The sequence below is a fragment of the Kitasatospora aureofaciens genome (genome assembly GCF_001188955.3).
GTDB lineage: Bacteria > Actinomycetota > Actinomycetes > Streptomycetales > Streptomycetaceae > Kitasatospora > Kitasatospora aureofaciens.
Window position 1 is genome coordinate 43463 of record NZ_JPRF03000034.1, and the last position, 22638, is coordinate 66100.

The window sequence follows — 22638 nt, forward strand, 5'->3', positions numbered from 1 at the left end:
TTTGACTTGGGCTTGACGCCCCCTCACCGGTGTCCTACGTTTCACCGGAAGCAACTTGACCGGTAAACTCGAAGGATCCAGTCATGGTGACGATGCAGGACGTGGCCGAGCGCGCCGGGGTCACGAAGCAGACCGTCTCCAACGTCATCCGGGGGCGGGGGGCCGTGAGCCTGCCGACCGCCGCCCGGGTGCGCGCCGCGATCGAGGAACTGGGGTACACCCCCAACCTGGTCGCGCGCTCCCTCGCCACCGGCGCCACCAGGACGGTGGGCCTGTTCGTCCCCACCGTGACTGGCTCCTTCTACGCCGACATCGTCGAGGAGGTCGAGGACGTCCTCGACGCGAACGGCTACCACCTGCTGCTCTGCACCACCCGGCTCGACGGCGAGCGCGCCAAGCGGCACCTGGCCGGGCTGACCAGCCGTTCGGTGGACGCGCTGCTGATCGCCGGGGACCGGGACCTGATCGACCATCTGCCACTGCTGGCGGAGGCCGCCTTCCCGGTGGCCCTGTGCGCCTGGGAGACCGACGCCCCCGACCGCTTCCCGGTCGTGACCATCGACTACGAGCGGGCGGGCTTCCTGGCCGGGCGCCACCTGCGCGAGCTCGGGCACGAACGCGTCGCCGTACTCGCCAGCCCCGACCACGCCCCCCGGGTGGCGGGCTTCCGGCGCGCCTTCACCGCCGACGGCCTCACCGTCCCCGACGGCGCCGTCCACCTGGCATCCGAGCCCACCCCCGCGGGCGGCTTCGCGGCGGCGACGGCGGCGCTGACGGCCGATCCGAGGACCACCGCGCTCTTCGCCACGCACGACGTCCTCGCCCTGGGCGCCCTGGAGGCCGCCCGGGCCGCCGGCCGCTCCGTCCCGCACGACCTGTCGATCGTCGGACACGACGACAACCCCGAGGTGGGCGTGGCCCGGCCGGCCCTCACCAGCGTCGCCATCCCCAAGCGGGAGATGGCCCGCGAGGCGGTCGAGCTGCTGCTGCGCGCCCTCACCAAGTCGGGGGTCCCGACCAACTCGATGCACCTGCTGCGCCCCGAGCTGGTCGTCCGGGACAGCACTGCGCCGGTCGGCTGCGCGCCGGCCGATGGGCCGTGACAGCCGGGCACGCTCCTCCCACTCCCCGAAAGGGCGATCCACGTGTCGACGGACTCAGTCTCCGGCTACGACCGCCTCCGCTACCGCGGGCCGGCCACCTCCTTCCTGGAGGCCCTGCCACTGGGCAACGGGCGCCTCGGCGCGCTGTTCCACGGCGGCACCGACCGGTCCGGTGCGGCGGAAACCATCCACCTCAACGCCGACACCCTGTGGTCCGGCGGCCCCGGCCCGCGCGACCGGAGCGGCGCGGCGGACCACCTCACGACGCTGCGCACCGCGGTCCTGAGCGATCGCGACTACGCCCGCGCGGAAGCGGTCGCCACCCGCATGCAGGGACCGTACTCGCAGGCCTACCAGCCGCTCGCCACGCTCCATCTGGAGCTCGGCGACGGGACGGTGGACGACTACCTGCGCACACTGGACCTCGACGAGGCGGTCCACCGGGTCTCGTACCGGACCGGCGACGCGGAGACACTGCGCGAGTCCTTCGTCTCCGCGCCGGCCGACGTCCTCGCCACCAGGATCACGTCCTCCGTACCCGGGCGGATCCACCTCACCGCCCGGTTCAGCACACCGCATCCCGACCCCCGCCACGACGGCGCGGACGCGGACGGACTGGTCGTCTCCGGCCGGGCCCCCGCCCACGTGGCGTTCGGCGAGGAGGACCCGGTGCGCTACCGGTCCGGCGAAGGCATGGGCTTCGCGGCCGGCCTGCGGGTGATCGCCACCGGCGGCCTCGTCGAACGGGACCAGGACGCGGTTCGGGTGACCGGCGCCGACGAAGTGCTGCTCCTGGTAGCCGTCGAGACCGGGTACCGCGGGCCGGCCGAGGTTCCCGCCGGCCCCGACGACGGGCCGGTCGAGCGCCTCGGGAAGCGCCTGGACCTGGCCCGCACCCAGCCCTACGAGCAGCTGCTCGCCGATCACCTCGCCGACCATCGGCGGCTCTTCCGCACCACGGCGCTACGGCTCGGCGACGGCCCACCGAGCGGGCTGCCCACCGACGAACGGCTCGCCGCCGTACGGGCCGGTCACCCCGACCCAGGCCTGGCCGCCCTCCAATTCGCCTACGGCCGCTACCTCCTGATCGCCTCCTCACGCCCCGGAACCCAGCCGGCCACCCTGCAGGGGATCTGGAACACCGAGACCGCACCGCCGTGGAACTCGAACTGGACCACCAACATCAACCTGCAGATGAACTACTGGCACGCCGAGACCACCGGGCTCTCGCAGTGCCACGAACCGCTCTTCGACCTGATCGCCGACCTGGCCCGGACCGGCGCCCGGACCGCCGCCGCCTACTACGGCGCCGGCGGCTGGACCGTCCACCACAACGTCGACCTGTGGCGCTGCGCCAACCCCGTCTCAGGCTCGCCCTCCTGGGCGAACTGGCCGATGGCCGGCGCCTGGCTGTGCGCGCACCTGTGGGAACACCACCTCTTCACCGGGGACCGCGAGTTCCTGGCCGAACGCGCGTACCCGTTGATGCGCGGCGCCGCGCGCTTCCTGCTGGACTTCCTCACCGAGGACCGGGACGGACGACTGGTCACCTGCCCGTCCACCTCCCCCGAGCACCACTTTCGGCTGCCCGACGGCACTCTCGCCGCCGTCTCCGCCGCGGCCACCATGGACCACTGGCTGACCGCCGAGCTGTTCGCCGCCACCGCCCGCGCCGCCCGTCTCCTCGGGGTGGACGCAGGCCTGGCCGAGGAGTTGGACGCGGCCCGCGACCGGCTGCGTCCCCCGCCGACGGGCGAGGACGGGCGCCTGCTCGAATGGTGGGAGGACCTCCCCGAGGAGGACCCCGGCCACCGCCACCTGTCCCACCTCTACGGCCTCTACCCCGGCAGCGCCATCGACCCGCTCACCGACCCGCAGGCCGCCGAGGCGGCGCGACTCGCCCTGGCCCGCCGCCTCGACCACGGCGGCGGATCCACCGGCTGGAGCCTGGCCTGGGTGACCGCACTCGCCACCCGCCTCGGCGACGCCGACCTCGCCCACCGCGGCGTGCGTGGCCTGCTGACCGACTACTCCGCCCCCAACCTCCTCGGCCTGCACCCGCCGGACCTCTTCCAGATCGACGGCAACTTCGGCGCCACCGCCGCCATCGCCGAGATGCTGCTGCAGAGCCACAACGGCGTGCTGCGCCTGCTCCCCGCCCTGCCCGAGGCCTGGCCCACCGGCCGGGTCCGGGGGCTGCGCGCACGCGGCGGGCTCACCGTCGACCTCCGCTGGGACCAGGGCCGCCTGACCGAGGCAGCCGTGCACAGCACCCGTCCGCAGACCCTCGACCTGCTCCTCCCCGCCGGCACGCCGGAGCCCACGGTGACCGACCCGGCCGGCAGGCCCGCCGCCGCGACGCTCACCGTCACCCCCTCCGGACCACGCCTGGCCATTCGGCTCGGCCAGGAGGGAACCCACCGGATCCGCACACCCGGCTGAACGGGCGCCGGGTGCCGCGTCCCCGTGCCCCGCACCCCGGCCGGACACCATCAGCGAGCGGCAACACCCGTGCGCGGCACACCCTCGGACGCTCAGCTGAGGGGCGGCGCCGGTCAGCTTGCGCCATTCGGAGGCGGTCGGGCTCCCCGGGAGCCGGGCCGCCTCCGCCCCGGTCGGCGGGGCCTGCCGACCGCGTCCCCCGCGCGGCGCCGATCCTCGCGCGTTCGGCCCACTGCGCGTGCGGGCGCGCACCAGCCGCGTCAGGCTGGCGCCAGATCTTGTTCAGCGGTCGGAAGGGAACGGCGATGACAGCAGCGCCGACGACGGGCGCCTTCGCGGCGCCCGTCGACCTCAACCACCCGGGTCACTACCTGCACTGGGGAGTGGTCCAGATCTCCGTGGCGAACCTGGTGGTCATGTGCCTGATGGTGACGCTCTTCGTCGCCGCACTGCTGCTGCCCTTCCCGCGGGGGCGGCGCGATGACGAGTAGCTGGACCGGGGCGGTGCGGCGGTATGCCCTGCGGAGGCTGCCGTCCGAGAAGCTCATCCCGGAGACCCAGCCGGTCTACATGGCGTCATGGATCTACGTCTTCGGTGTGCTCACCGTGTCGGCGCTGGTGGTGGTGCTGGTCTCCGGCGGTGTGCTCGCGCTGATGGGCCCCGGCTGGTGGCACGTCTCGGGTGTCGGTAGGTACGTCAACAGCGTCCACTTGTGGAGCGTGCAGCTGTTCATGGCCGTCATGGTGATCCACCTGTGGGGCAAGTTCTTCATGGCCGCCTGGCGCGGCCGTCGGGTCCTGACCTGGATGACCGGCGCCGTGGCCTTCCTGGTCTCGCTCGCCACCGCTTTCACCGGCTACCTGGTCCAGCAGAACTTCGACTCCCAGTGGATCTCCGGGCAGGCCAAGGACGCGCTCAACGCGACCGGCATCGGCGCCTGGTTCAACGTCTTCGACTTCGGCCAGATGCTGATGTGGCACGTCCTCCTGCTCCCGCTCGCGATCGGGCTGCTGTCCGTCTGGCACATCCTGCTGGTCCGCGTCCGCGGCATCGTGCCGCCGATCGGCGCCACCGCACCCGGGGACGGGCGGTGAAGTCCGCCCAGGTGCCCGAGTCGGACGCCTTCCCCACCCGCCGCTACGACCTTGTCAAGGAGTTCACGATCGCGTTGGCGGTCACCGTCCTGCTCAGCGCGGGACTGGCCGGCCTGTTCTCCTCCCCGAACGTGCCACCGACCACCCTGGCGTCCTGGTCCACCGCTGCCCCGAACGACTTCACCGCGACGGCTGTGGCCGAACTCGCCGGCACCAGCACCTCCGCGCAGTACGGCCCGCCCTACAACCACGTCCCGGGGGCCGGCCAGAAGATCGGTCCGCTCGGCCTGCAGCGGGCCGCCGGCGTCCGCATCCCCGTCGACCCGGCCGAGGACTTCGTGCTGCGCCCCCTGCGACAGGCCCCGGAGCAGCCGGAGGTCACGGCCGCGCTCGCCCAGTGGAACGCCGCGTCCGCCGACCAGCAGCAGTCCTGGAGCTCGGCCTACGCGGACGCCCTGAACAAGGCACCCGACGGCGATCCGGCCAAGGCGGCCCCTGGCGACTACGGCCCGGTGCCGGTACTGACCGCCCGCCTGCTGACGCTCGCCCGGGCGGGCTCACTCGACGGGCAGTTGCTGTCACCCGGCCGCTTCTACCAGACTGCCTACACCAAGCCGATGCTCTTCCTCGCCGACGGCTTGTACCTGTCGGACCGGGCCACCGAACAACACCTGACCGGCGCCCAGTGGGGGATGATGAACGAGACCGGGAACTACCCCGGGCAGGCGTGGCTGTGGCTCTCCACCTTCTGGTACCAGATCGACCCGTTCAAGAGCTCGAAGAACGCCGATGCCGAGATCTGGGCCATCATGGCCGTGCTCAGCCTCGCCCTGATCCTGGTGCCGTTCATCCCCGGCATCCGGTCCGTTCCCCGCTGGACCCGGGTCCACCGCCTCGTCTGGCGCGACTACTACCGCACGCGGCGCTGACCGACCGGGCCGGCGCCCCGCCGTGGTCCCTCCCGACCCGCGGCCGACGCGGGCCGGGCGGCGGCCGAGGAGTGGCCCCGCCCACGGGCCGGGAGCCGCCTGCTCGGGTCACCGCCGACTTCGGTGACGACCCGGGCGAACCAGCAGACTGTACGGCTCACCTTCCCGGGACCCGCCGAGGTGAAGGAGCTGACGCTCCGCGTGCGACAGACGACGAGCCGGTGTCGAGTGCAGTGCACGCGAGAAGGCCGGGGCCCGGTGGGGCCCCGGCCTACCGGCCTGCGGATCGGTCGGGTCAGCGCAGTTCGAGCGTGCAGCACTTGACGCTGCCGCCGGCCTTGAGCAGTTCGGTGAGGTCGACGCCGATGGGCTCGAACCCCCGCTCGCGCAGGCGCGTCTTCAGCTGGACGGCGGCGTCGGGGAGGAGGACGTGGCGGCCGTCCGACAGGGCGTTGAGGCCGAAGACCGCGGCGTCCTCGGCGGTCGCCAGGATGGCGTCGGGGAACAGCTCGCGCAGCACCTCCTGGCTACCGGGGGTGAAGGCGTCCGGGTAGTACATGATTTCGTTCTCGGAGAGTACGGCCAGTGCGGTGTCCAGGTGGTAGAACTCCGGGTTCACCAGGGTGAGGCCGATCACCGGGAGGCCGAAGTACTCCTGGGCCTCGGCGTGCGAGCGGGGGTCGGTGCGGAAGCCGGTCCCGGCGAGGACCTTCCGGCCGACGACGAGGTAGTCGCCCTCGCCCTCGTTGATGTGCTCGGGCCACAGGACGTCGGTGTACCCGTGCTCGGTGAACCAGGCCAGGTAGGCCGGGCCTTCGGCGGTCCGCTCGACGTGACGGAACCGGGCGCCGAGCACCCGGCCGTTGACGACCGTGGCGCCGTTGGCCGCGAAGACCATGTCGGGCAGGCCCGGCAGGGGCTCGATCACCTCGACCGTGTGGCCGAGGCTCTCGTAGAGGTTCTTGAGTTCGGTCCACTGCGCGAACGCGAGGGACGTGTCCACCGGCTTGGCCGGGTTCATCCAGGGGTTGATCGAGTACGTCACGTCGAAGTGCCGCGGCGGGCACATCAGGAAACGCCTCGGAGTTGCGGTGCGGGTGACGGTGGTCACGTCTGCGACTGACACGGTTCTCCTCGTGGGGGTTCTTCGGAAACGGCGGCGGTGCGGGTTCGCCGCACGGGCGCCGGAGGGGTTGTGGCTCGGGTTCGGGGCCGGGCCGCGTCGTCAGCCGGAGGAGTCCGCGAGTGAGGACGTGGTGCCGACGCGCCCCACCGCGAACCAGGCGGGGATCAGGGCCAGGACGGAGACCGCTCCGATGATCAGCCAGGCGGTCCGGCCGAGACCGCTCCACAGGGCGACGCCCGCGGCCGGTCCGATGGCCGAGCCGATGCCGAACATCGCGTGGGCGGCACCCAGGTAGCGCCCGCTGGCCGCGGGCGGGGCCGCGATGGCCGGGTAGGCGAACATCGTCGGGCCCTCGATGATCTCGGCGAGCGTCCACAGCAGGGTGCCGACGACGAAGACGGCGAGCCCGCCCGGCAGGGTGTACAGCGCCATACCGGCGCCGAGCAGACAGAACCCGACGGTCAGGACCGTGCGCACGCGCCAGTTCTGTACGACCTTCGTCATGAGCAGTTCGAAGCAGATGACCACGGCGCCGTTGATCGCGACCATGACGCCGTACCAGAAGGTGCTGAAGCCGGCGTCCCGGACGGCCAGCGGAAGCGTGCTCAGGTACTGGATGTAGACGGCGGCGTTGAGCAGCATCGCCACCAGGTAGGCGACGTACCGCCGATCACGGAGCACGGCGAGGTAGCCGCCCGCCGGACGCTCGGTGGCGGGCGCGACGGGGGCGGCGGACGCGGAGGCCGCGGCCCGTTCCGGCTTCGCCGGGGCGGAACCCTCGCGCGGCAGCGCCAGGAGGACGATCAGCGCGTAACCCAGTGCGGCGGCGGCCTCACCGTAGAACAGCAGGTCGTAGGAGACCGCGACCAGCATGGTGCCGAGCAGCGGCGCGGCGGTGGTACCGACGTTGAGGGCCAGCCGGTACATCGCCGAGATCATCACCTGGCGGTTCTTGGGGATCAGTTGGGCGATGAACGCCGCAGCCGCCGGGCGGTACACCTGGCTGATCAGGCCTGCCAGCCCGACGGACGCGAGGAGCGCCGGGTACATCCGGACGTGCAGCACCGCGACCAGCAGCACGGCCGTCCCCACCATGCCCAGGAGGATGGTCCGCCGGGCGCCGATGCGGTCGGTGAAGGTGCCGCCGAGCAGCACGCCCAGCACCGACCCGGCACCGTAGACACCGAGCGCCACACCGCCCTGGACGTCGCTGAAGCCCCTGCTGGTCATGAACAGCACCAGGAAGACCTGGATGAAGGACCCGAGCTTGTTGACCAGGACGCCGAAGAGCACGGCCTTCACGGCGAACGGCGACTCGGCGAAGGTGGCCAGGACACCTGCCTGACGGGTGTCGGAAGGCCCGGCGGTGGCAACGTCCGTCATGACGCCCCGCCACCGGCCCGACCGTCGGCGGCCCGCTCGACGATCCGCAGTGCCGCCGCCGCCGCGTCCAGCGCCGTCTCGCACTCCGCAGCCGTCGGTGCCACCGCCGTGGCGAGGGCTACCCGACCGGTCAGCAGGCCGCGCGGCGGCGGCGAGACGACGTCACCGGGGGCCGCGAGAACGACTGTGCGGTCGATCTGCGGGGGCAGCGCCGACGCGTCGAACTCCACCCGGTCGATCACCGTGTCGTCGTGCTCGACGTAGAGGAAGCGCACGGCCCCCACGAGGTTCCGGTCCGCGGTGAGGTCCGGCTCCCGGCCGCAGGCCACCGCGGCCGCGACCAGACCGGGGTCGATGCCGGAGGCGAGCCGGCCCAGGTAGGGGATGAGGTCCCCGCCGAGCCGGGCGTTCACCTCGATCACCTTGGCGGCGCCGGAGGGCGACAGCTTGAGCTCGGTGTGGGTCCAGCCGGTGGTGAAGCCGAGCGCGGTGTGGACGTCCTGGAGCACGTCGAGGAACTCCGGGTCCGCGAGCAGCGGGTCGTCGTGCGAGACCGTGTGCCCGGTCTCCTCGAAGTACGGCGGGAAGCCGGTGCGCTTGTGGCCGACGAACAGGGGCCGCACCTTGCCGTCGACGATCACCGAGTCGACGCTCACCTCGGGGCCGTCCAGGTACTCCTCGACCAGCACCGCCTGGTCGTAGTCGGGCATGTGCGGAACGGTCGCCTCGGCGGCGAAGTCGAAGCACGCGGTCATCGCCTCGGCGGAGCGAACCAGGGACACGCCGTAACTGGCAGCCGCAGCACGGGGCTTGACCACGACCGGGTAGCCGATCCGGTCCGCCGCGGCGAGCGCCTCGGCGGCCCCGCCCACGAGCGCGAAGCCTGGCTGCGGCAGGTCGGCCGCGGCCAGGGCGGCCCGGGTCTGGTGCTTGTCACGGCACCGCCAGACCGCGTCCGCGTCGGTGGTCGGCAGGCCCAACCCGGCCGCGACGGCGGCCGCCTGGTGCACCCGGGCCTCGTCCCAGCTCAGCACGCCGTGCACGGGTTCACGCGCGGCGACGGCCGCCGCCGCGGCGGACACGTGCTCCAGGTCGGTGGTGGGGACGACGGTGCTTCCGACCAGGTAGGGGCTCTCCCAGCTGGGTTCCGTGGTGTTGACGAGGTGGATCCGGTAGCGGGTGCTGATGGAGGCGAGCAGGTACTCGCGGTACTTCTGCGGACCGGTCGATATCAGAACCAGCAGGGGGGAGGTTCCGGCCGGGTGCTCGTGGGGTGGCTTCATGGGTTCTCCAGGTTGGGCGGGGCGGGGACGGGCTCGCGGTGGGTCACGACGGCGCCGGCCGGGTCCGGACGTCGCCGAGAACGGTTCTCGCGTGGCTGGTCAGCCGTCCGTTCCGCAGCACGTGGAAGGCGAGCGCGGGCGGGGCGTCCAGGGTCTTCCACAGCTGCCCCGGCTCCTGCTCCCAGGGCATGAGCGCGCTCGAGGCGACGCCCGGTGCGCAGACCAACGGCAGGTCGGCGAACCGGGTCACGGCCATCGTGTGGGCGTGACCGCACAGCACTCCGGCGACCTGGGGGTGGCGCCGCAGGACGGCGGCGAACCGGTCCGCCTCGCGCAGCCGGATCCCGTCGATGTACGGGAGGCCGAGTTCCGCCGGCGGGTGGTGCAGGGCGACCAGCGTGGGCCGGTCCGGTGCCTCGGCCAGGGTCTCGTCCAGCCAGCGGAGGGTCTGCGGCCGCAACAGCCCGTCGGCGCGGCCGGGCACGGACGAGTCGCACAGGACGATCCGGGTGCCGGCGACGTCCCGGACCTGGTCGACCGGCGCGCCGTCCCCGGTGCCCTCCCCCTCGCCGCCGCCGTCGAGCAGGATCCTGCGCAGCGCCCGCGCCTCGTCGTGGTTGCCGGGGCACACGAGCACCGGGAACCGTTCGTACAGCGGGGCGAGCACGGCCCGCGTCCGTACGTAGGCCTCCTCCGTGCCGCGGTCCGCGATGTCACCGGTGATCAGCACTGCGTCGATCTCGCCCGGCAGTTCCACCAGGTAGCGCACCATCCGCCGGACCCGCTCCTCGGCCCGGGGCCCGTCGTCCAGGTGGAGGTCGCTGAGGTGGGCGAGCACGGTCGGACGGTCGGCGTCGTCCGAGGGGCTAGGCGACATCGTAGAAGCCCTCGCCGTCGAGGTAGCGGGCCGTCATGTAGTCGTGGGTCACGATGCCCTCGACCTCGTGCAGGAGGTGGACCAGCATCGGGTAGGTCATGTCGTTGACCGTGCGGGCGACCCTCTCACCGGGCCGGACCTTCAGCAGCAGGTCGTGATAGCTCTCCAGGGCCTGCAACTCGGTCAGCCGCGGGTAGCCCAGGAGCTCTCCGGTGTGCGGGGAGACCATGTTGACGCAGACGGCGTGCCGGGCGACCTCGTAGCCGGTCTCCCACCGCGACAGGAAGGACTCGGGGTCGACGTACGCCGCCACCGTCCACTCCAGCTGGCTCTCGCCGATCGCCGCGCGGGTGAGCAGCGGCAGCATCGCCCCGCACACCCGGGCGCCGGTCTCGACCAGCCGCGGCCCCTGGGGCGTCAGCTTCAGCTCGGTGTGCGCGGGTCCGTTGTGCACCCCGAGCGCGTCCAGCACCTGGCCGGCGTAGGCCACCAGCAGCTCCTGCTCGGGGCCCTCACGCACCATCAGCTGCGAGCCGCCGAGGAGGTCGTGCACCCCGTTGACACCGAGGTGCTGGGTCTTCCAGATGTCGCACACGTAGTGCTTGCCGTCGAGGCTCACGGTGTTGACGTAGTACTCGGCGCCCACCAGGTACTCCTGGGCGACCACGGCGTCGTTGTGGTGTCCGGTCGCGCTCTGCATCCCCATCAGGCGCTCGAAGGCGGCGCGGACCTCGTCGGCAGTGTCGCAGAAGGAGACCCCGTCGTTGAGCGCACTGCGCACCGGCTTCAGCACGACGCGCCGCGGCTGCGGCCCGTACCAGGCCAGCAGGGCGTCCAGGTCGGTGGCGAGGATCTGGTCCGCGGCGGGCACTCCGGCCGCCCGTACGGTCTCGACCATCCGGAACTTGTCGCGCCGCGCAGGGCTCAGGGCGGTGCCGTTGGTGCGCAGGCCGAGCGCCTCGCTGAGGGTGTCGGCCAGCTCGACGCCGATCTCGGCGCCGGCCAGCAGGGCCACCGGGGCGTACGGCTCGACGGCTGCGAGGGTCTTCTCGGTGTCGCCGCCGTGCAGGACGGTGCCGATGAAGTCGTCCGGGTTGAAGGAGGCCGTGAAGACGGCGGGCGGGCTCTCCTGGCTCTGGACGTGCAGGCAGTCGTAGCCCCGGGCGTGGAAGAGCGGGGCCAGGTGGCTGGCGGTGGAGTAGGCGTCGACGATGGCGACGACGGGTCGGGACTGCGCTGCGCTGGTCATGACGGGGTCTCCTTGCGTACGGGTGAGGTCGGGTCAGTCGACGAGGACCGGGTCGGCCGGGGCGGTCTCGGTCGCGATGGCGGTCTTGGTGTCGATGGCGGCCTTGACCAGGCCCGCGAACAGCGGGTGCGGGCGGGTCGGGCGGGACTTCAGCTCCGGGTGGGCCTGGGTGGCCACCAGGTACGGGTGCACCTCGCGCGGGTACTCCACGTACTCGACCAGATCGCCCTTGGGCGACAGGCCCGAGAACTGCAGGCCGGTCTTCTCCAGGTCCGCACGGTAGGCGTTGTTCACCTCGTAGCGGTGACGGTGGCGCTCCTCGACGTACTGCTCACCGCCGTACACCTCACGCACGATCGAGCCCTCCGCCAGCTTGGCCGGGTACAGGCCCAGACGCATCGTGCCGCCCAGATCGCCCTTGCCGTCCACGATGGCCAGCTGCTCCGCCATCGTGGAGATCACCGGGTGCCTGGCCGCGGCGTCGAACTCCGTCGAGTTCGCCTCCGGCAGACCCGCAAGGTTGCGCGCGGCCTCGATCACCACGCACTGCAGACCCAGGCACAGCCCCAGCAGCGGGACCTTGTTCTCCCGCGCGTAGGTGATGGCACCCACCTTGCCGTTGACGCCCCGGTCCCCGAACCCGCCGGGAACGCAGATCGCGTCCACGTCACCCAGCTGCTCCCGCGCGCCCTCCGGGCTCTCGCAGTCGTCCGAGGTCACCCACTTGATCTCGACCCGGGCGTTGTTGGCGAAACCACCGGCGCGCAGCGCCTCGGTCACCGACAGGTAGGCGTCCGGCAGGTCGATGTACTTGCCGACCAGGGCGACCTTGACGATGTGCTGCGGCTCGTGGACGCGGCGCAGCAGGTCGTCCCAGGTGGTCCAGTCGACGTCGCGGAAGGGCAGGTCCAGGCGGCGTACGACGTAGGCGTCCAGGCCTTCGCCGTGGAGGACCTTGGGGATGTCGTAGATCGACTTGGCGTCGATGGCCGCGACCACCGCTTCCTCGTCGACGTCGCACATCAGGGAGATCTTGCGCTTGATGGCCTGGGGGACCTCGCGGTCGGCGCGCAGCACGACGGCGTCGGGCTGGATGCCGATGTTGCGCAGCGCGGCGACGGAGTGCTGGGTGGGCTTGGTCTTGAGCTCGCCCGAGGGGCCGATGTAGGGCAGCAGGGAGACGTGCACGAAGAACACGTTGTCGCGGCCGACCTCGTGGCGGACCTGGCGCACGGCCTCCAGGAACGGCAGCGACTCGATGTCGCCGACCGTGCCGCCGACCTCGGTGATCACCACGTCGACGTCCTCGGTCGCCATCCGGCGGATCCGGGACTTGATCTCGTTGGTGATGTGCGGGATGACCTGGACGGTGTCGCCCAGGTACTCCCCGCGGCGCTCCTTGGCGATGACCGTCGAGTACACCTGCCCGGTGGTCACGTTCGCCGAGCCGTGCAGGTTGGTGTCCAGGAAGCGCTCGTAGTGACCGATGTCCAGGTCGGTCTCGGCGCCGTCGTCGGTGACGAAGACCTCACCGTGCTGGAACGGGTTCATCGTCCCGGGGTCCACGTTGAGGTACGGGTCCAGCTTCTGCATCGTCACGCGCAGGCCGCGGGCCTTGAGCAGCGCGCCCAGGCTGGAGGCGGTCAGCCCCTTGCCGAGCGAAGAGGCGACACCCCCGGTGACGAAGAGGTGCTTGGACATCGTGGATGAGCGTTTCAGCGTTCCCAAGAGGAGACTCCGTGGTCGGGCGGGGAGGGCGGGGCGGCCGGTGCTAGCGGCCGGCGGTGGAGCTGAGCGGCCGGTCCGGGAGCCGCGCCGGTGGGAGCTCGTCGTCCCGGTCCAGGCTTCCCTGGTTGATGGCGCGTTCGAGCCACCAGCCCGCGAGGAGCGAGGTGACGACCGCGGTGAGCACCAACGAGGTGAACACCGACGGCGAGCCGATCCCCGTGTCGAGGGCGACGGTGGCGAGCACGATGCCGGGGCCGCCGCGGGCGTTCATCGCGACCGCGAGGTGGACGGCGTCGGCGGCCGGCCGCCTGGCCAGCCGGGCCCCGGCGTAGACGCTGACGGCCTTGACGACGCAGGCCACGGCGAGGAAGGCGACGAAGAACGCCGGGTCGAACTGGCGGATCAGGTCGAGCTTCAGCCCGACCACGGCGAAGTAGACGGGGACGAAGAACCCGGTCGCGAAGCTCCGGATGGCCTTGATCGCCTCGTCCGCCGCCGGGCCCGAGGCCGTACCCGCGGCGCCCGCCGTCAGGCCGGAGATCAGTCCGACGACGAAGGCGCCGTACATCGGGGCCACGCCCAGGTAGAGGCAGGCGGCGGCCGAGGCGAGGACGGCGGAGACCCGGACGGCCAGCGGGGCCACCGGCCCGCCGCCGGACGCCGTCAGGCGGCGGCGCAGCAGCAGGCCGACCAGTGCGACCAGTGCGAGGAAGCCCACGGACGCCAGGGAGTGGTAGACGGCCGAGGCGTTCGCCGAGCCGATGCCGAGCTCCGAGGCGAGACCGAAGCCGTTCGTGGTGCTGCCGGCCACGATGCCGACGGCGACCGAGATCACCACGTTGAGGACGATGTCCTCCAGCACCGCGACGGAGAGCACGATCCGGGCGAACGGCGTCCTGGCGATCCCCAGGTCGAGCATGATCCGTGAGATCACCGGGATGCTGGTGATCGCGATGCTGCAGGCGAGCACCAGCGTCAGTGCCGTCCGGTTGCCCGCCGGGCCGAGCAGGTCGGAGGTGTCGAGCACGGAGGTCGCCACCAGGCCGAACGCGAACGGCACCACCATGCCCACCACGGCGATCAGTCCGACCGTACGGCCGTCCTTGCGGGAGAACACCGTCCGCATCTCGACGCCGGCCAGGAACATCAGCAGCAACATGCCCAGCTGGTAGACGAGTTCCAGGCAGACCGCCACCGGCCCCTGCTTGGGGAAGATCCAGTGCTGGACCTGGGGCAGCAGCTGCCCCAGGACCGTGGGGCCGAGCAGCAGCCCGCCGAGGATCTCCCCCACGACGGGCGGCTGCCGGAAACGTCTGAAGAGCCTGCCCGTCAGGTGTGCCGCCAGGAGCAGCAGCACCAGCGCGGACAGGATCTTGAACAGGTCAGTTTGCGCCATGGTGCTGATCCAGGCTCAGGCGGGAGGCGACGGCGGAGCGCGAGCCGGTGTACTTGCCGTGGTAGCCCACGGCCTCGCCCTGCATGGCCCAGAAGGCGAGCTTGCCGATCATCATGCCCGGGTAGACGCGCACGGGGTGGGCGACCTTCATCTCCAGGGTCCAGGGGAAGACGGCCCCGCTGTGCCCCAGGGGCGCCGAGAACTGGATCCAGATGCCGAGGGTGGACGCCGAACGGCAGGCGTAGAGCGTGGCCGCGTAGTTCGGGCTGCCCATGGCCTCCATGGTCCCGCCGAGGTAGAAGCGGCCGGGTTCGAGGACCATGCCCTCGGGGCCCATCTTCACGTGCTCGGCCTTCGGCGGCTCGAAGCAGTCGATGACGTCCTGCTCGTACCAGAGGATGTCCTCGGCGAGCCGGAAGCCGTAGCTGTTGGGCTCGATCCGCTCCGGGTCGTAGTCGTCGATGTGGATCCGGCCCGCCATGACCTCGGCGTGGATCTCAGGTCCGCTCAGGATCACAGCCAGCTCCCCAGCAGCTCGTGGACGGCGGCGCGGTACGCGTCGAGGCCCGCCCCGTTGTCGATGACGGCGTCCGGCTCGATCAGGTCGATCTGCCGGGTGGAACGGTCCGCCCGGGTCGGGTCGTCGCGCTGGTCGAGACGGCTCTGGCGCAGGGCCTCGTCGCACACGACGCGCAGGACGCGGAAACCGTGCGCCCGCAGGGCGGGAGCGTCGACGTGCGGGTCCCGCAGGTCGTCGTTGACGACGAGCTCGGCGTCGGTCCGCGCGAGGCGGCGGGTGAAGTCGTCGGCGAGCGACTCGGGCCGGATGCGGCGCATGGCGTCGGCGAGCGCCTCCATCAGGACCTGGTCCTGGGCGTCCTCGCGCAGGTCGGCGCCGGCCGTGCGGTACACCTGCTCCTGCAGGTGGTAGAGCGGCTCGGCGAGCTTGACCCGGGCGTAGGTCAGGCCCTTGTCCCGGGCGAACTCCTCGATCAGGCCGGCGCAGGTCGACTTGCCGACACCGGCCAGACCGATCACGCAGACGCGCAGCGAGGGGCGGGGCTGGTTGTCGGTCACGAGGTCTCCTGGGGGGCGGGCGAGTTGGCGGTGGCCGGGTCGAGAACGGCGTCCGGGTCGATGTCGAGCGTGCCGGTCAGCCGCACCATGGCCACCTGGTCCAGCGCGGTGCGGAGTTCGGCGAGGGACCGGTAGAAGCGCGCGTAGTCGGGCACCAGGTGGGACTGCCAGGTGAAGAAGGTGGTGTCCACCTGGCGGTCCACGATCTTGTTGAGGTGGGCCCAGCGCTCGTTGTCGTCCGTCAGGTGCCGGACGGCGAGCGGCTCGCCGGGACGGACCTCGGGCAGCAGGATCGCGGCCAGCCGCCTGGGCTCGGCGGAGAACTCGGCCCCGAGCCAGGACTCGAAGACGTCCGGGTCCATGAGGATCTTGTGCCCCGGCTCGTGGCCGTCGAGCCCGGGGTCGACCTGCTCGCGGACGAGCTGTTCGAGCCGCGCGTCGGCGCGGATCGTACCGACTCCGACATACGGGTAGTCGCGCCAGGGGTGCACGCTGATCCGGCCGCCGTCGAGCGTGCAGAACAGCTTGTCGCCGGTGAAGTAGGACCAGCCGGGGCGGCGCAGCGCGGACAGCAGGGTGGTGGTCTTGCCGGCGCCCTTGGGGCCGGCGACGATCACGGCCTCGTCCCCCCGCTGGATGCCGGAGGCGTGCAGCACGACGGTGCCGTTGTCCTCCTCGTGCCGGATCACCAGGTCCCGGACGAAGTCGAGCACCTGGACGGTGGAGGCCTCGGTGATGCGCAGCTGGAAGGTGTTGTCCTTGCGCGCGTCGACCGGGGCGTCGAGCAGTGTGGCGCGGTTGACGTACAGCCGGCGGCCGCCGCGGTCGACGATGTGCGCGTCGAAGTTGAACTCCGCGGCGTTGCTGCGCCGGATCACCGACTGCGGCAGCGTCCAGACCTCGGGGGCGATGTCGGCCGACGGGTCGTAGCCGCGGACCTCGATCCGGAAGGTCGGCTCGTGCGCGCCCTGGTCGGCGAGCAGGTGCCGGAAGAACCGCTGGATCGGCGCGAAGGCGGCCGCCGCGTCGTCGGCGAGGTCGAACCGTACGGTGGTGTGCAGGAAATTCAGGTACTGGATCACGTCTGGTCACTTCCGTTGGCGGGCAGTCCGGTCGTCGAGACCACCCGGAGCAGTGCTTCGGCGTGGGCCTGGAGGGACTGGGCCCAGATCGGGTTGAGCAGTGGGGCGAGGCCGTCGATGCCGAGCTCGAAGGAGACGCTGAGGCCGACCTGGGCACCGGCGGAGTTCTCGACGACGCTCCACTCGCCGGCCAGCCGCTCCAGGTCCCCGGCGGTCTGCTCGAAGCACAGCCGCAGGCCGGGCCGGGTGCTCTCGTTCTGGACCCACGTCACCTCGCTGCCGTTCAGCAGCACGGTCCACTCGGTCGAGCGGCTCTCCCGGTTCCCGGAGTCGAGGACCCGGACGCCGATCACGTGCGGGGCACGGGGCGCGAAGGCGGGGCTGTCCTTGACGACCGCCCACAGCTCTTCCGGAGTGCGACCGGGCACCACGGCCGTCGCATGGATCTCGGGCAACTTGATCACACCTCTCTTGCTAAGCGGCCTTCATGAAGGGGGCGAGGAAGCCGATGTCGAGGCCCGCCGCCCGGGCCAGCCGGGCCCAGACGCGCAGGGTCCGGAGCATGTCCCGCTGCCCCTCCGCGACCAGGCGGTCCGGCAGTTCACCGGGGAAGGCCTCCAGCAGCCGCTCCCAGAGGACCTGGATCCGGTCGACCCGGCAGCTGTCCCCGCCGAACTCCTCGTCCAGGGCGAACACCTCGATCAGGTCGGGTCCGGACGCCTGCACGACCTCGTGCATGCCGTACTCCAGCGCCATCGCCAGACAGTGCGCGTCGTCGACCGGGGCTCGGCCGGCCAGCCGCTGGTCGATGTCCAGGAGCTGTTCGAGGAACCGGAGCTTGGCGGCCTGCTGCATCTGCGGCTGCTCGGAGCCGCCCTCCAGGTCCTCCAGGTAGGCGCGCCCCTCGGCGAGCATCAGCCACGCGGCCTGGACCCAGGCCTCCACGGCCTGGGGGCCGGGCATGGCGTGCCCGCCGCGGACCGCGGGGAACGGGACGAGCCGTTCGGCGACGCCGGTCGCGGCGCCCTGCTGCTGGTCCGTGGTCATGCCGGTACCTCCTCGTTGCGGTAGCCGATGTCGAGCCGGGCGGCGCCGGAGCGCAGCGCGCGCAGCAGGGTGGCGGCGTCCTGGGCGTCGAGCCGCCCCAGGTCGGTGAGCGCGACCGGGTCGACGGTGAGCGGGAGGTCCCCGGTGAGTCCGGGCAGGACGACGCTTCCGCCGGGCGCGACGAGGAGTGAGGCGCCGGGCAGGAACGGGCGCAGGGTGCCGGTGACCTCCACGCGCACGGTGACGGCCTCGGCGGTGCCGGTGGCCCGTACGGTGTCCAGGGCGAGCTGGGTGTAGGCCGCCGCGAGCGGCTGGGCGGCCGCCGACGGCGCCAGGGTGCCGGCGATCTCCTTGCGGAGCCGCTCCAGGTCGGCGGCCACCGCCGCCACCCGGTCGCTCCGCCAGGTGCCGTCCGCCACCAGCCTGCTCCAGCGCAGCGCGTACCACTTCCTGGTGGTGTAGACGTCGCCGTGGTGCGAGAGCAGCGCGTCCATCACGTGCAGCAGGACGTTGTACGCGTAGCCGACGCGCCCGCGGCTCTCGCCGGCCGCCTCGGCGAGCGCGGTGTGCGCCACCTGCTCCAGCGCGACCTGAAGGGACGCCCTCGACCAGACCGTGGCGAGCCCGGGGAGTTCGTCGAGGAACGGGGCGGTGCCGTCGAGGGCGATGCCGTTGACGATCCGCTCGGTCTGCTTGCGGCGCGGCTCGCGCTGCTTGTCCCAGCCGCGGAACCCGGCCACCGCCGCCTCCGGCGCGAGGCCCGCGAGGCGCCGCAACTCCGCGAAGTTCGAGGCGAGTTCGGCCTCGCTGAAGGAGACCACCTCGAGGTGGTGGCCGTCCTCGAAGATCTTGGTCGAAATGCGCGGCCCCTCGATCGGGTCGCGCTGGATGCGGATGAAGTCCAGGTCGCTGGTGGCGTTGGCCAGCCCGTGCACGGGGGAGCTGGTCAGCAGCAGCAGGCCCTCGCCGACCCGCTCCCGCATCAGCGCGGACAGCCAGTCGGGGTCGAGACCGCGTCCGGAGAGGAACGCCGACACGTGTCCGTGGCGGCGCGCCGCCAGGTCGTCGGGCGACAGGGCATGGGGAAAGCCGGGTGGTGCACCCATCAGGGTCGATTTCCTTCCTTCGGTCAGGAGAGGGCGGCCGGCTCGGCGGCCTTCGGCTGCTCCACGCCCAGCTCCCGCAGGACCAACTGGGCGGGCAGCGTGTTGTCCACGGCCACCGGTGCCGTGCCGTGCGGGATCCGGGGACCGATCGCGGCGTGGACGGCGTGCAGCCGGCTGTCGCCGGTATAGACCACGTGGGCGCCGCTCTTGGGCTGGCGGCGCACGGTCACGCCGTCGGCCGACAGCGGTGCCGTCGGCTGGTAGTCGTCGTCCAGGACGAGGAACACCACCGGCGGCGGCACGGCGTCCCCGGCCAGCGGCCGCCCGCGGTCGTCCAGGAACCCGCGCACCACCGGCCGCCCGTTCTCCGGGTCGGTCAGGGTGCGCAGCGCCGCCATGGCCCGGGCCATGGCCTCGCCGGCCCGCCCCGGGTCGGCCGGGCCGGTGGCCCACAGCGAGCCGTTGTTCGCCGGGTGGTAGATCACCTCGGAGTGTTCGACGTCCAGCGCGCCGGCGGTGGCCGGGGCGGCGAGCCCGGCCCGCACCAACTGGTCGTTCACATGGACCAGGTGGGTGCAGCCGACCATGCCGTGGTCCGCACCGAGGACCACCGTGTCCTCGGCCCGGGCCCGGTCAAGCACCCGTCCCAGGAGCGCATCGGCGTCCTGGTAGCAGGCCCTGAGGTACGACCAGGCGCGGTCGGCGATGTCCGGCCGGTGCGCCGCGCTCTTCTCGTCGCACCAGCCCAGCAGTTCGTGGCCCACGTCGTCGGTCATCGGCAGGTAGACGACCACCAGGTCGGCCGTGTGCTCCTGGAGCACCGCCTCGGTGGCCGCACCGAACGCCCGGGTGACGCAGCCCACCGAGGAGAGGAACACGTCCTCCGCGGAGCCGTCCCCGCCCTCGGCCAGGCGGGGCCCGAAGACGCCGGCCCGGTAGAGCGGGCCGACCCCCTCGCCCGCGAACGGCGGGCACTGCCGCAGCCGTTGGACGAGCGGACCGTTGCGGCCGCCCGTCCGCGGCTCCCAGACACCGGTGTGGACGAGCAGCGGGCCGCACGCCCCCCGGACGCAGGCCACCCAGGTGGCGTGGCCCGCGTCGTCGAGGAGCAGCGGCTGCCAGCCGCCACCCGGGGTGAGCACCAGTTCGGCGCCCGCGGCCCGCACCCGCACGACGTCACCGGTCGCGCCGGTCTCCACGTCCACCCAGGACTCGGCGATCTGCCAGGCCTGCACCGCCGGCCCGGGAGCGAGCTCCAGGAAGGCGTGCCGGGTCAGGCGCCGGCTGTACGCCTCGACGGCCCCGTCGACGTACGGTCCGACCGCGCCGGCCTCGTCGAACACCCAGGGCGCGTGGACGAAGGCGCTGCGCCGGTCGCGTTCCCAGGCCGTCTCCCAGACCGTCGGGACGGCCGGGAAGCGCGGGTCGAAGCCGCTGACGTGTTCGGCGACCCCGTCGCCGGCCCCGGGCACGGTGTAGCCGGTGACGCCGTGCTCACTCGGCCAGGCGCCGGTGAACAGGGTGGCCAGCGAGGGCGGCGTCTGGCAGTTGGGGTGGGCGGGACGCGCCGCCGCGACGGTGCCGCGCGCCCGCATCCGGGTGACGGCGGGCAGCGCGCCCTCCCGTTCGAGGCGGTCGACCACCCAGTGGGCGGCCGCGTCCCAGACGACCCAGTAGACCGTCATCGTGACCTCAGCTCCGTCAGCAGCGCCGGGAGGTCGGCGACGGAGTCGCACTCGTACCCGGCCCGGCCGGTCAGGCCCTCGGCCAGCTGGTCCGCGTACTTGCCGGTGCGCACCTGCACGGTGGTCAGCCCCGCCGCCTCGCCGCCGGCGATGTCGGTGCCGGCGTCGTCGCCGACCACCACGCAGGCGCTCGGCGGCAACCCGAGCGACCGGGCGGCCAGCTCGAAGAAGTCCGCGGCGGGCTTGCCCAGGATCCGGGCGGTGGTGCCGGCGGAGTACTCCACCGCCGCCACCAGCGCACCGGTGTCCAGGTGGTCGCCGTCCGCCCGCTTGAAGTAGCGGCCGCGCTGCAGCGCCACCAGCTCGGCCCCGCCACGCACCGCGCGGAACGCCTCGTCCAGTGCCCGGTAGTCCAGGACGTCACGGCAGTCGCCGATCAGTGCGTGGGTGTACGGCGGTTCGGCCACGAGGTTCGGCAGCTCCCCGAGCAGCGCGCGGGAGACGAGCGGGTACACCCGGGTGCCGGGCGCGGCGAGGAGCTGCTGCGCCGCGACGACCGGGGTGAACAGCTCCTCCCGGCGGACCGGCAGTCCGTAGTCCACGAGCTCGTCATGGATCCGGGCTGCGGGCTTGGAGTCGGTGTTGGTCAGGAACCGGAGCGCCAGCCCCGACTCCCGCAGCGCCTGGACGGCCGCGGCCGCGCCCTCGACGGCCTTGCCCTGTGCGTAGAGCGTGCCCTCCAGGTCGAGCAGGACGGCACGGATCGCTGCCTCCGGCATCAGACCACCGGCCTGGCCAGCTCGGGGCGGGCGGCGACGGCGTCCTTGAGGAAGGTGCGCTTGGAGTAGAAGCCCCGCTCGCTGTTCAGCCCGCGCTCCCGCAGGAAGGACTCCAGCCAGGTGGCGATCTCCGCCATCTCCTTCGAGACGTCCGCCTCGTCGGGCTCCACCGCGGTGCGGCTGCGCAGGTACTCCAGCTCACACTGGTTGAGGGTGACGTCCCGGGCGTCGACCAGGCTGCAGTGGTCGAAGAAGATCCCGTACACGTGCCCGGTGCGCGCGGACTCGAAGTTGATGTCGTAGCGCACCCTGCGGAAGGACGGCAGCCGGACGGCCTCGACCTTGAGCTCCTCCGTGACGTACCGCTCGAAGCCGCCGTCGTCGGCCAGCGAGAGACCGTAGGTGTGGGTCTCCCGCCGCTCGAAGGCGTCCTCCGCGTACCACTTCCGCTTGAGCAGGTGCTTGCCGTCGGTCGTGGGGATGAAGGAGGCGTAGCCGCGCTCGTCCTCGGTGGGGCCGGTCACCTCGAAGAGGTGGTTGAGGTAGTCCCAGGCCTGGTACTCGTCCCGGTACTCCATCAGGTAGCCGGGCAGCGCGCCACCCTTGACGTCGCGGTACAGCTCCAGGGTGAACGTCCAGGCGTCCACCGGCGGCGTGAGCGTGTACTTGTACTCCAGCTCCTTGCCGGGGAAGCACTTGCGGTAGTAGCGCTGGTGGTTGTTGAGGAAGAGGAACTGCTCGGCGTGGCGGGCGAGCGCCTGCGGGAGCCAGCCCAGCTCCTCGATCCCGGCGGCCGGGACGGGCTCCTCGGTGATCCGGATGAAGCAGGCGTCCTCGGCCAGGAAGCGGATCTGGCTGTGGACGTGGGCGGACGTCCCGTCACTGCTCACGTAGAAGAGCGGCACCAGCGGCCCGTTCGCCGCGTCGCTCACCGCGGCCACCGCCGCGCGGAGTTCCGCGCCGGGGAGCATGTCGGGGAACAGGCCGGCGCCCTGCGCGACGGCGCCGTGCGTCCGGGTGCCCGCCACGTCGCGGGCCTCCAGCCGGACGGTGCCCAGCGCGGCCCAGTCGACGACCACGGTGTTGCCGGGGAAGGTCTGCTCGAAGGGCCGGTCGAGCGGCACCAGGACGACGGGGTCGGCGTCGGCGAGCGGGGCGGTCCCGTTCAGCAGGTGCAGTCCGCCGAGGACGAGCCAGGCGGCCTGCGGGCGGCCCGCCGCGTCGGCGGTGCCGGGGGTCGTGCTGCTCACG

General features: G+C 72.3%; 21 protein-coding genes. 5 read left to right on the forward strand and 16 right to left on the reverse strand.

All coding sequences use genetic code 11. The annotated features are described in order from the left end of the window. Positions 1-83 precede the first annotated feature (83 nt). The 5 genes from HS99_RS23370 (at position 84) to HS99_RS23390 (ending at position 5569) form a co-directional block, all read left to right on the forward strand. A complete protein-coding gene (locus HS99_RS23370) occupies positions 84-1103 on the forward strand; it encodes a LacI family DNA-binding transcriptional regulator (RefSeq protein WP_030557974.1) in 1020 nt (339 codons plus the stop codon). Positions 1104-1145: 42 nt separating this feature from the next. Continuing rightward, on the forward strand, positions 1146-3545 hold the full coding sequence (locus HS99_RS23375) for a glycoside hydrolase family 95 protein (protein ID WP_050366388.1): 2400 nt from the start codon (positions 1146-1148) through the stop codon (positions 3543-3545). A 305-nt stretch (positions 3546-3850) separates the two neighbouring features. Further along, a complete protein-coding gene (locus HS99_RS23380) occupies positions 3851-4036 on the forward strand; it encodes a hypothetical protein (RefSeq protein WP_030290462.1) in 186 nt (61 codons plus the stop codon). Further along, a complete protein-coding gene (locus tag HS99_RS23385; RefSeq protein WP_030290461.1) occupies positions 4026-4640 on the forward strand; it encodes a cytochrome b N-terminal domain-containing protein in 615 nt (204 codons plus the stop codon). Before HS99_RS23380 ends, HS99_RS23385 begins: the two co-directional genes overlap by 11 nt. Continuing rightward, on the forward strand, positions 4637-5569 hold the full coding sequence (locus HS99_RS23390; RefSeq protein WP_030557977.1) for a hypothetical protein: 933 nt from the start codon (positions 4637-4639) through the stop codon (positions 5567-5569). The genes HS99_RS23385 and HS99_RS23390 overlap by 4 nt, the downstream gene beginning before the upstream one ends. A gap of 295 nt (positions 5570-5864) precedes the next feature. Here the strand turns inward: HS99_RS23390 and ddaH are convergent, their stop codons facing one another. The 16 genes from ddaH to HS99_RS23470 form a co-directional block, all read right to left on the reverse strand. Then, positions 5865-6695 carry a dimethylargininase gene (ddaH, locus tag HS99_RS23395; protein WP_030290459.1) on the reverse strand — a complete coding sequence of 277 codons (831 nt, stop codon included), beginning with the start codon at positions 6693-6695 and terminating at the stop codon, positions 5865-5867. A 99-nt stretch (positions 6696-6794) separates the two neighbouring features. Continuing rightward, positions 6795-8078, reverse strand: a complete 1284-nt coding sequence (locus tag HS99_RS23400) for an MFS transporter (protein ID WP_030290458.1) — start codon at positions 8076-8078, stop codon at positions 6795-6797. Next, positions 8075-9361, reverse strand: coding sequence for an ATP-grasp domain-containing protein (locus tag HS99_RS23405; RefSeq protein ID WP_046385496.1), 1287 nt, complete (start codon positions 9359-9361; stop codon positions 8075-8077). The genes HS99_RS23400 and HS99_RS23405 overlap by 4 nt, the downstream gene beginning before the upstream one ends. 43 nt (positions 9362-9404) lie before the next feature. Further along, on the reverse strand, positions 9405-10238 hold the full coding sequence (locus HS99_RS23410) for a phosphodiesterase (RefSeq protein ID WP_030290456.1): 834 nt from the start codon (positions 10236-10238) through the stop codon (positions 9405-9407). Next, positions 10228-11487 (reverse strand): ATP-grasp domain-containing protein, encoded by a 1260-nt coding sequence (locus HS99_RS23415; RefSeq protein WP_030557981.1) that lies wholly within the window; start codon positions 11485-11487, stop codon positions 10228-10230. The genes HS99_RS23410 and HS99_RS23415 overlap by 11 nt, the downstream gene beginning before the upstream one ends. Positions 11488-11520: 33 nt before the next feature. Beyond that, positions 11521-13188, reverse strand: a complete 1668-nt coding sequence (pyrG, locus tag HS99_RS23420) for a CTP synthase (protein WP_063737913.1) — start codon at positions 13186-13188, stop codon at positions 11521-11523. A gap of 70 nt (positions 13189-13258) precedes the next feature. Continuing rightward, the gene (locus HS99_RS23425; RefSeq protein WP_030553492.1) at positions 13259-14611 is read right to left on the reverse strand and encodes a cation:proton antiporter; all 1353 of its coding nucleotides are present in this window, start codon (positions 14609-14611) and stop codon (positions 13259-13261) included. Continuing rightward, the gene (locus HS99_RS23430) at positions 14598-15128 is read right to left on the reverse strand and encodes a dCTP deaminase (protein WP_030283427.1); all 531 of its coding nucleotides are present in this window, start codon (positions 15126-15128) and stop codon (positions 14598-14600) included. Before HS99_RS23430 ends, HS99_RS23425 begins: the two co-directional genes overlap by 14 nt. Beyond that, on the reverse strand, positions 15125-15688 hold the full coding sequence (locus tag HS99_RS23435) for a hypothetical protein (RefSeq protein WP_030283426.1): 564 nt from the start codon (positions 15686-15688) through the stop codon (positions 15125-15127). Before HS99_RS23435 ends, HS99_RS23430 begins: the two co-directional genes overlap by 4 nt. Further along, on the reverse strand, positions 15685-16770 hold the full coding sequence (locus HS99_RS23440) for a hypothetical protein (RefSeq protein WP_030553494.1): 1086 nt from the start codon (positions 16768-16770) through the stop codon (positions 15685-15687). Before HS99_RS23440 ends, HS99_RS23435 begins: the two co-directional genes overlap by 4 nt. Continuing rightward, complete coding sequence (locus tag HS99_RS23445; protein WP_223885888.1) at positions 16767-17234, reverse strand: type II toxin-antitoxin system RatA family toxin; 468 nt, start codon at positions 17232-17234, stop codon at positions 16767-16769. The genes HS99_RS23440 and HS99_RS23445 overlap by 4 nt, the downstream gene beginning before the upstream one ends. A gap of 10 nt (positions 17235-17244) precedes the next feature. Then, positions 17245-17817 carry a DUF6031 family protein gene (locus HS99_RS23450; protein ID WP_030553496.1) on the reverse strand — a complete coding sequence of 191 codons (573 nt, stop codon included), beginning with the start codon at positions 17815-17817 and terminating at the stop codon, positions 17245-17247. After that, a complete protein-coding gene (locus HS99_RS45150; RefSeq protein WP_030283417.1) occupies positions 17814-18923 on the reverse strand; it encodes a DUF6001 family protein in 1110 nt (369 codons plus the stop codon). The genes HS99_RS23450 and HS99_RS45150 overlap by 4 nt, the downstream gene beginning before the upstream one ends. Before the next feature lie 23 nt (positions 18924-18946). Beyond that, entirely contained in the window at positions 18947-20608 is a 1662-nt protein-coding gene (locus tag HS99_RS45155) for an alkaline phosphatase family protein (RefSeq protein WP_046385537.1), read from the reverse strand. Then, positions 20605-21387 (reverse strand): HAD-IA family hydrolase, encoded by a 783-nt coding sequence (locus HS99_RS23465; protein WP_030283414.1) that lies wholly within the window; start codon positions 21385-21387, stop codon positions 20605-20607. The genes HS99_RS45155 and HS99_RS23465 overlap by 4 nt, the downstream gene beginning before the upstream one ends. Next, a complete protein-coding gene (locus HS99_RS23470) occupies positions 21387-22637 on the reverse strand; it encodes a hypothetical protein (RefSeq protein WP_030283413.1) in 1251 nt (416 codons plus the stop codon). The genes HS99_RS23465 and HS99_RS23470 overlap by 1 nt, the downstream gene beginning before the upstream one ends. Position 22638 lies beyond the last annotated feature (1 nt).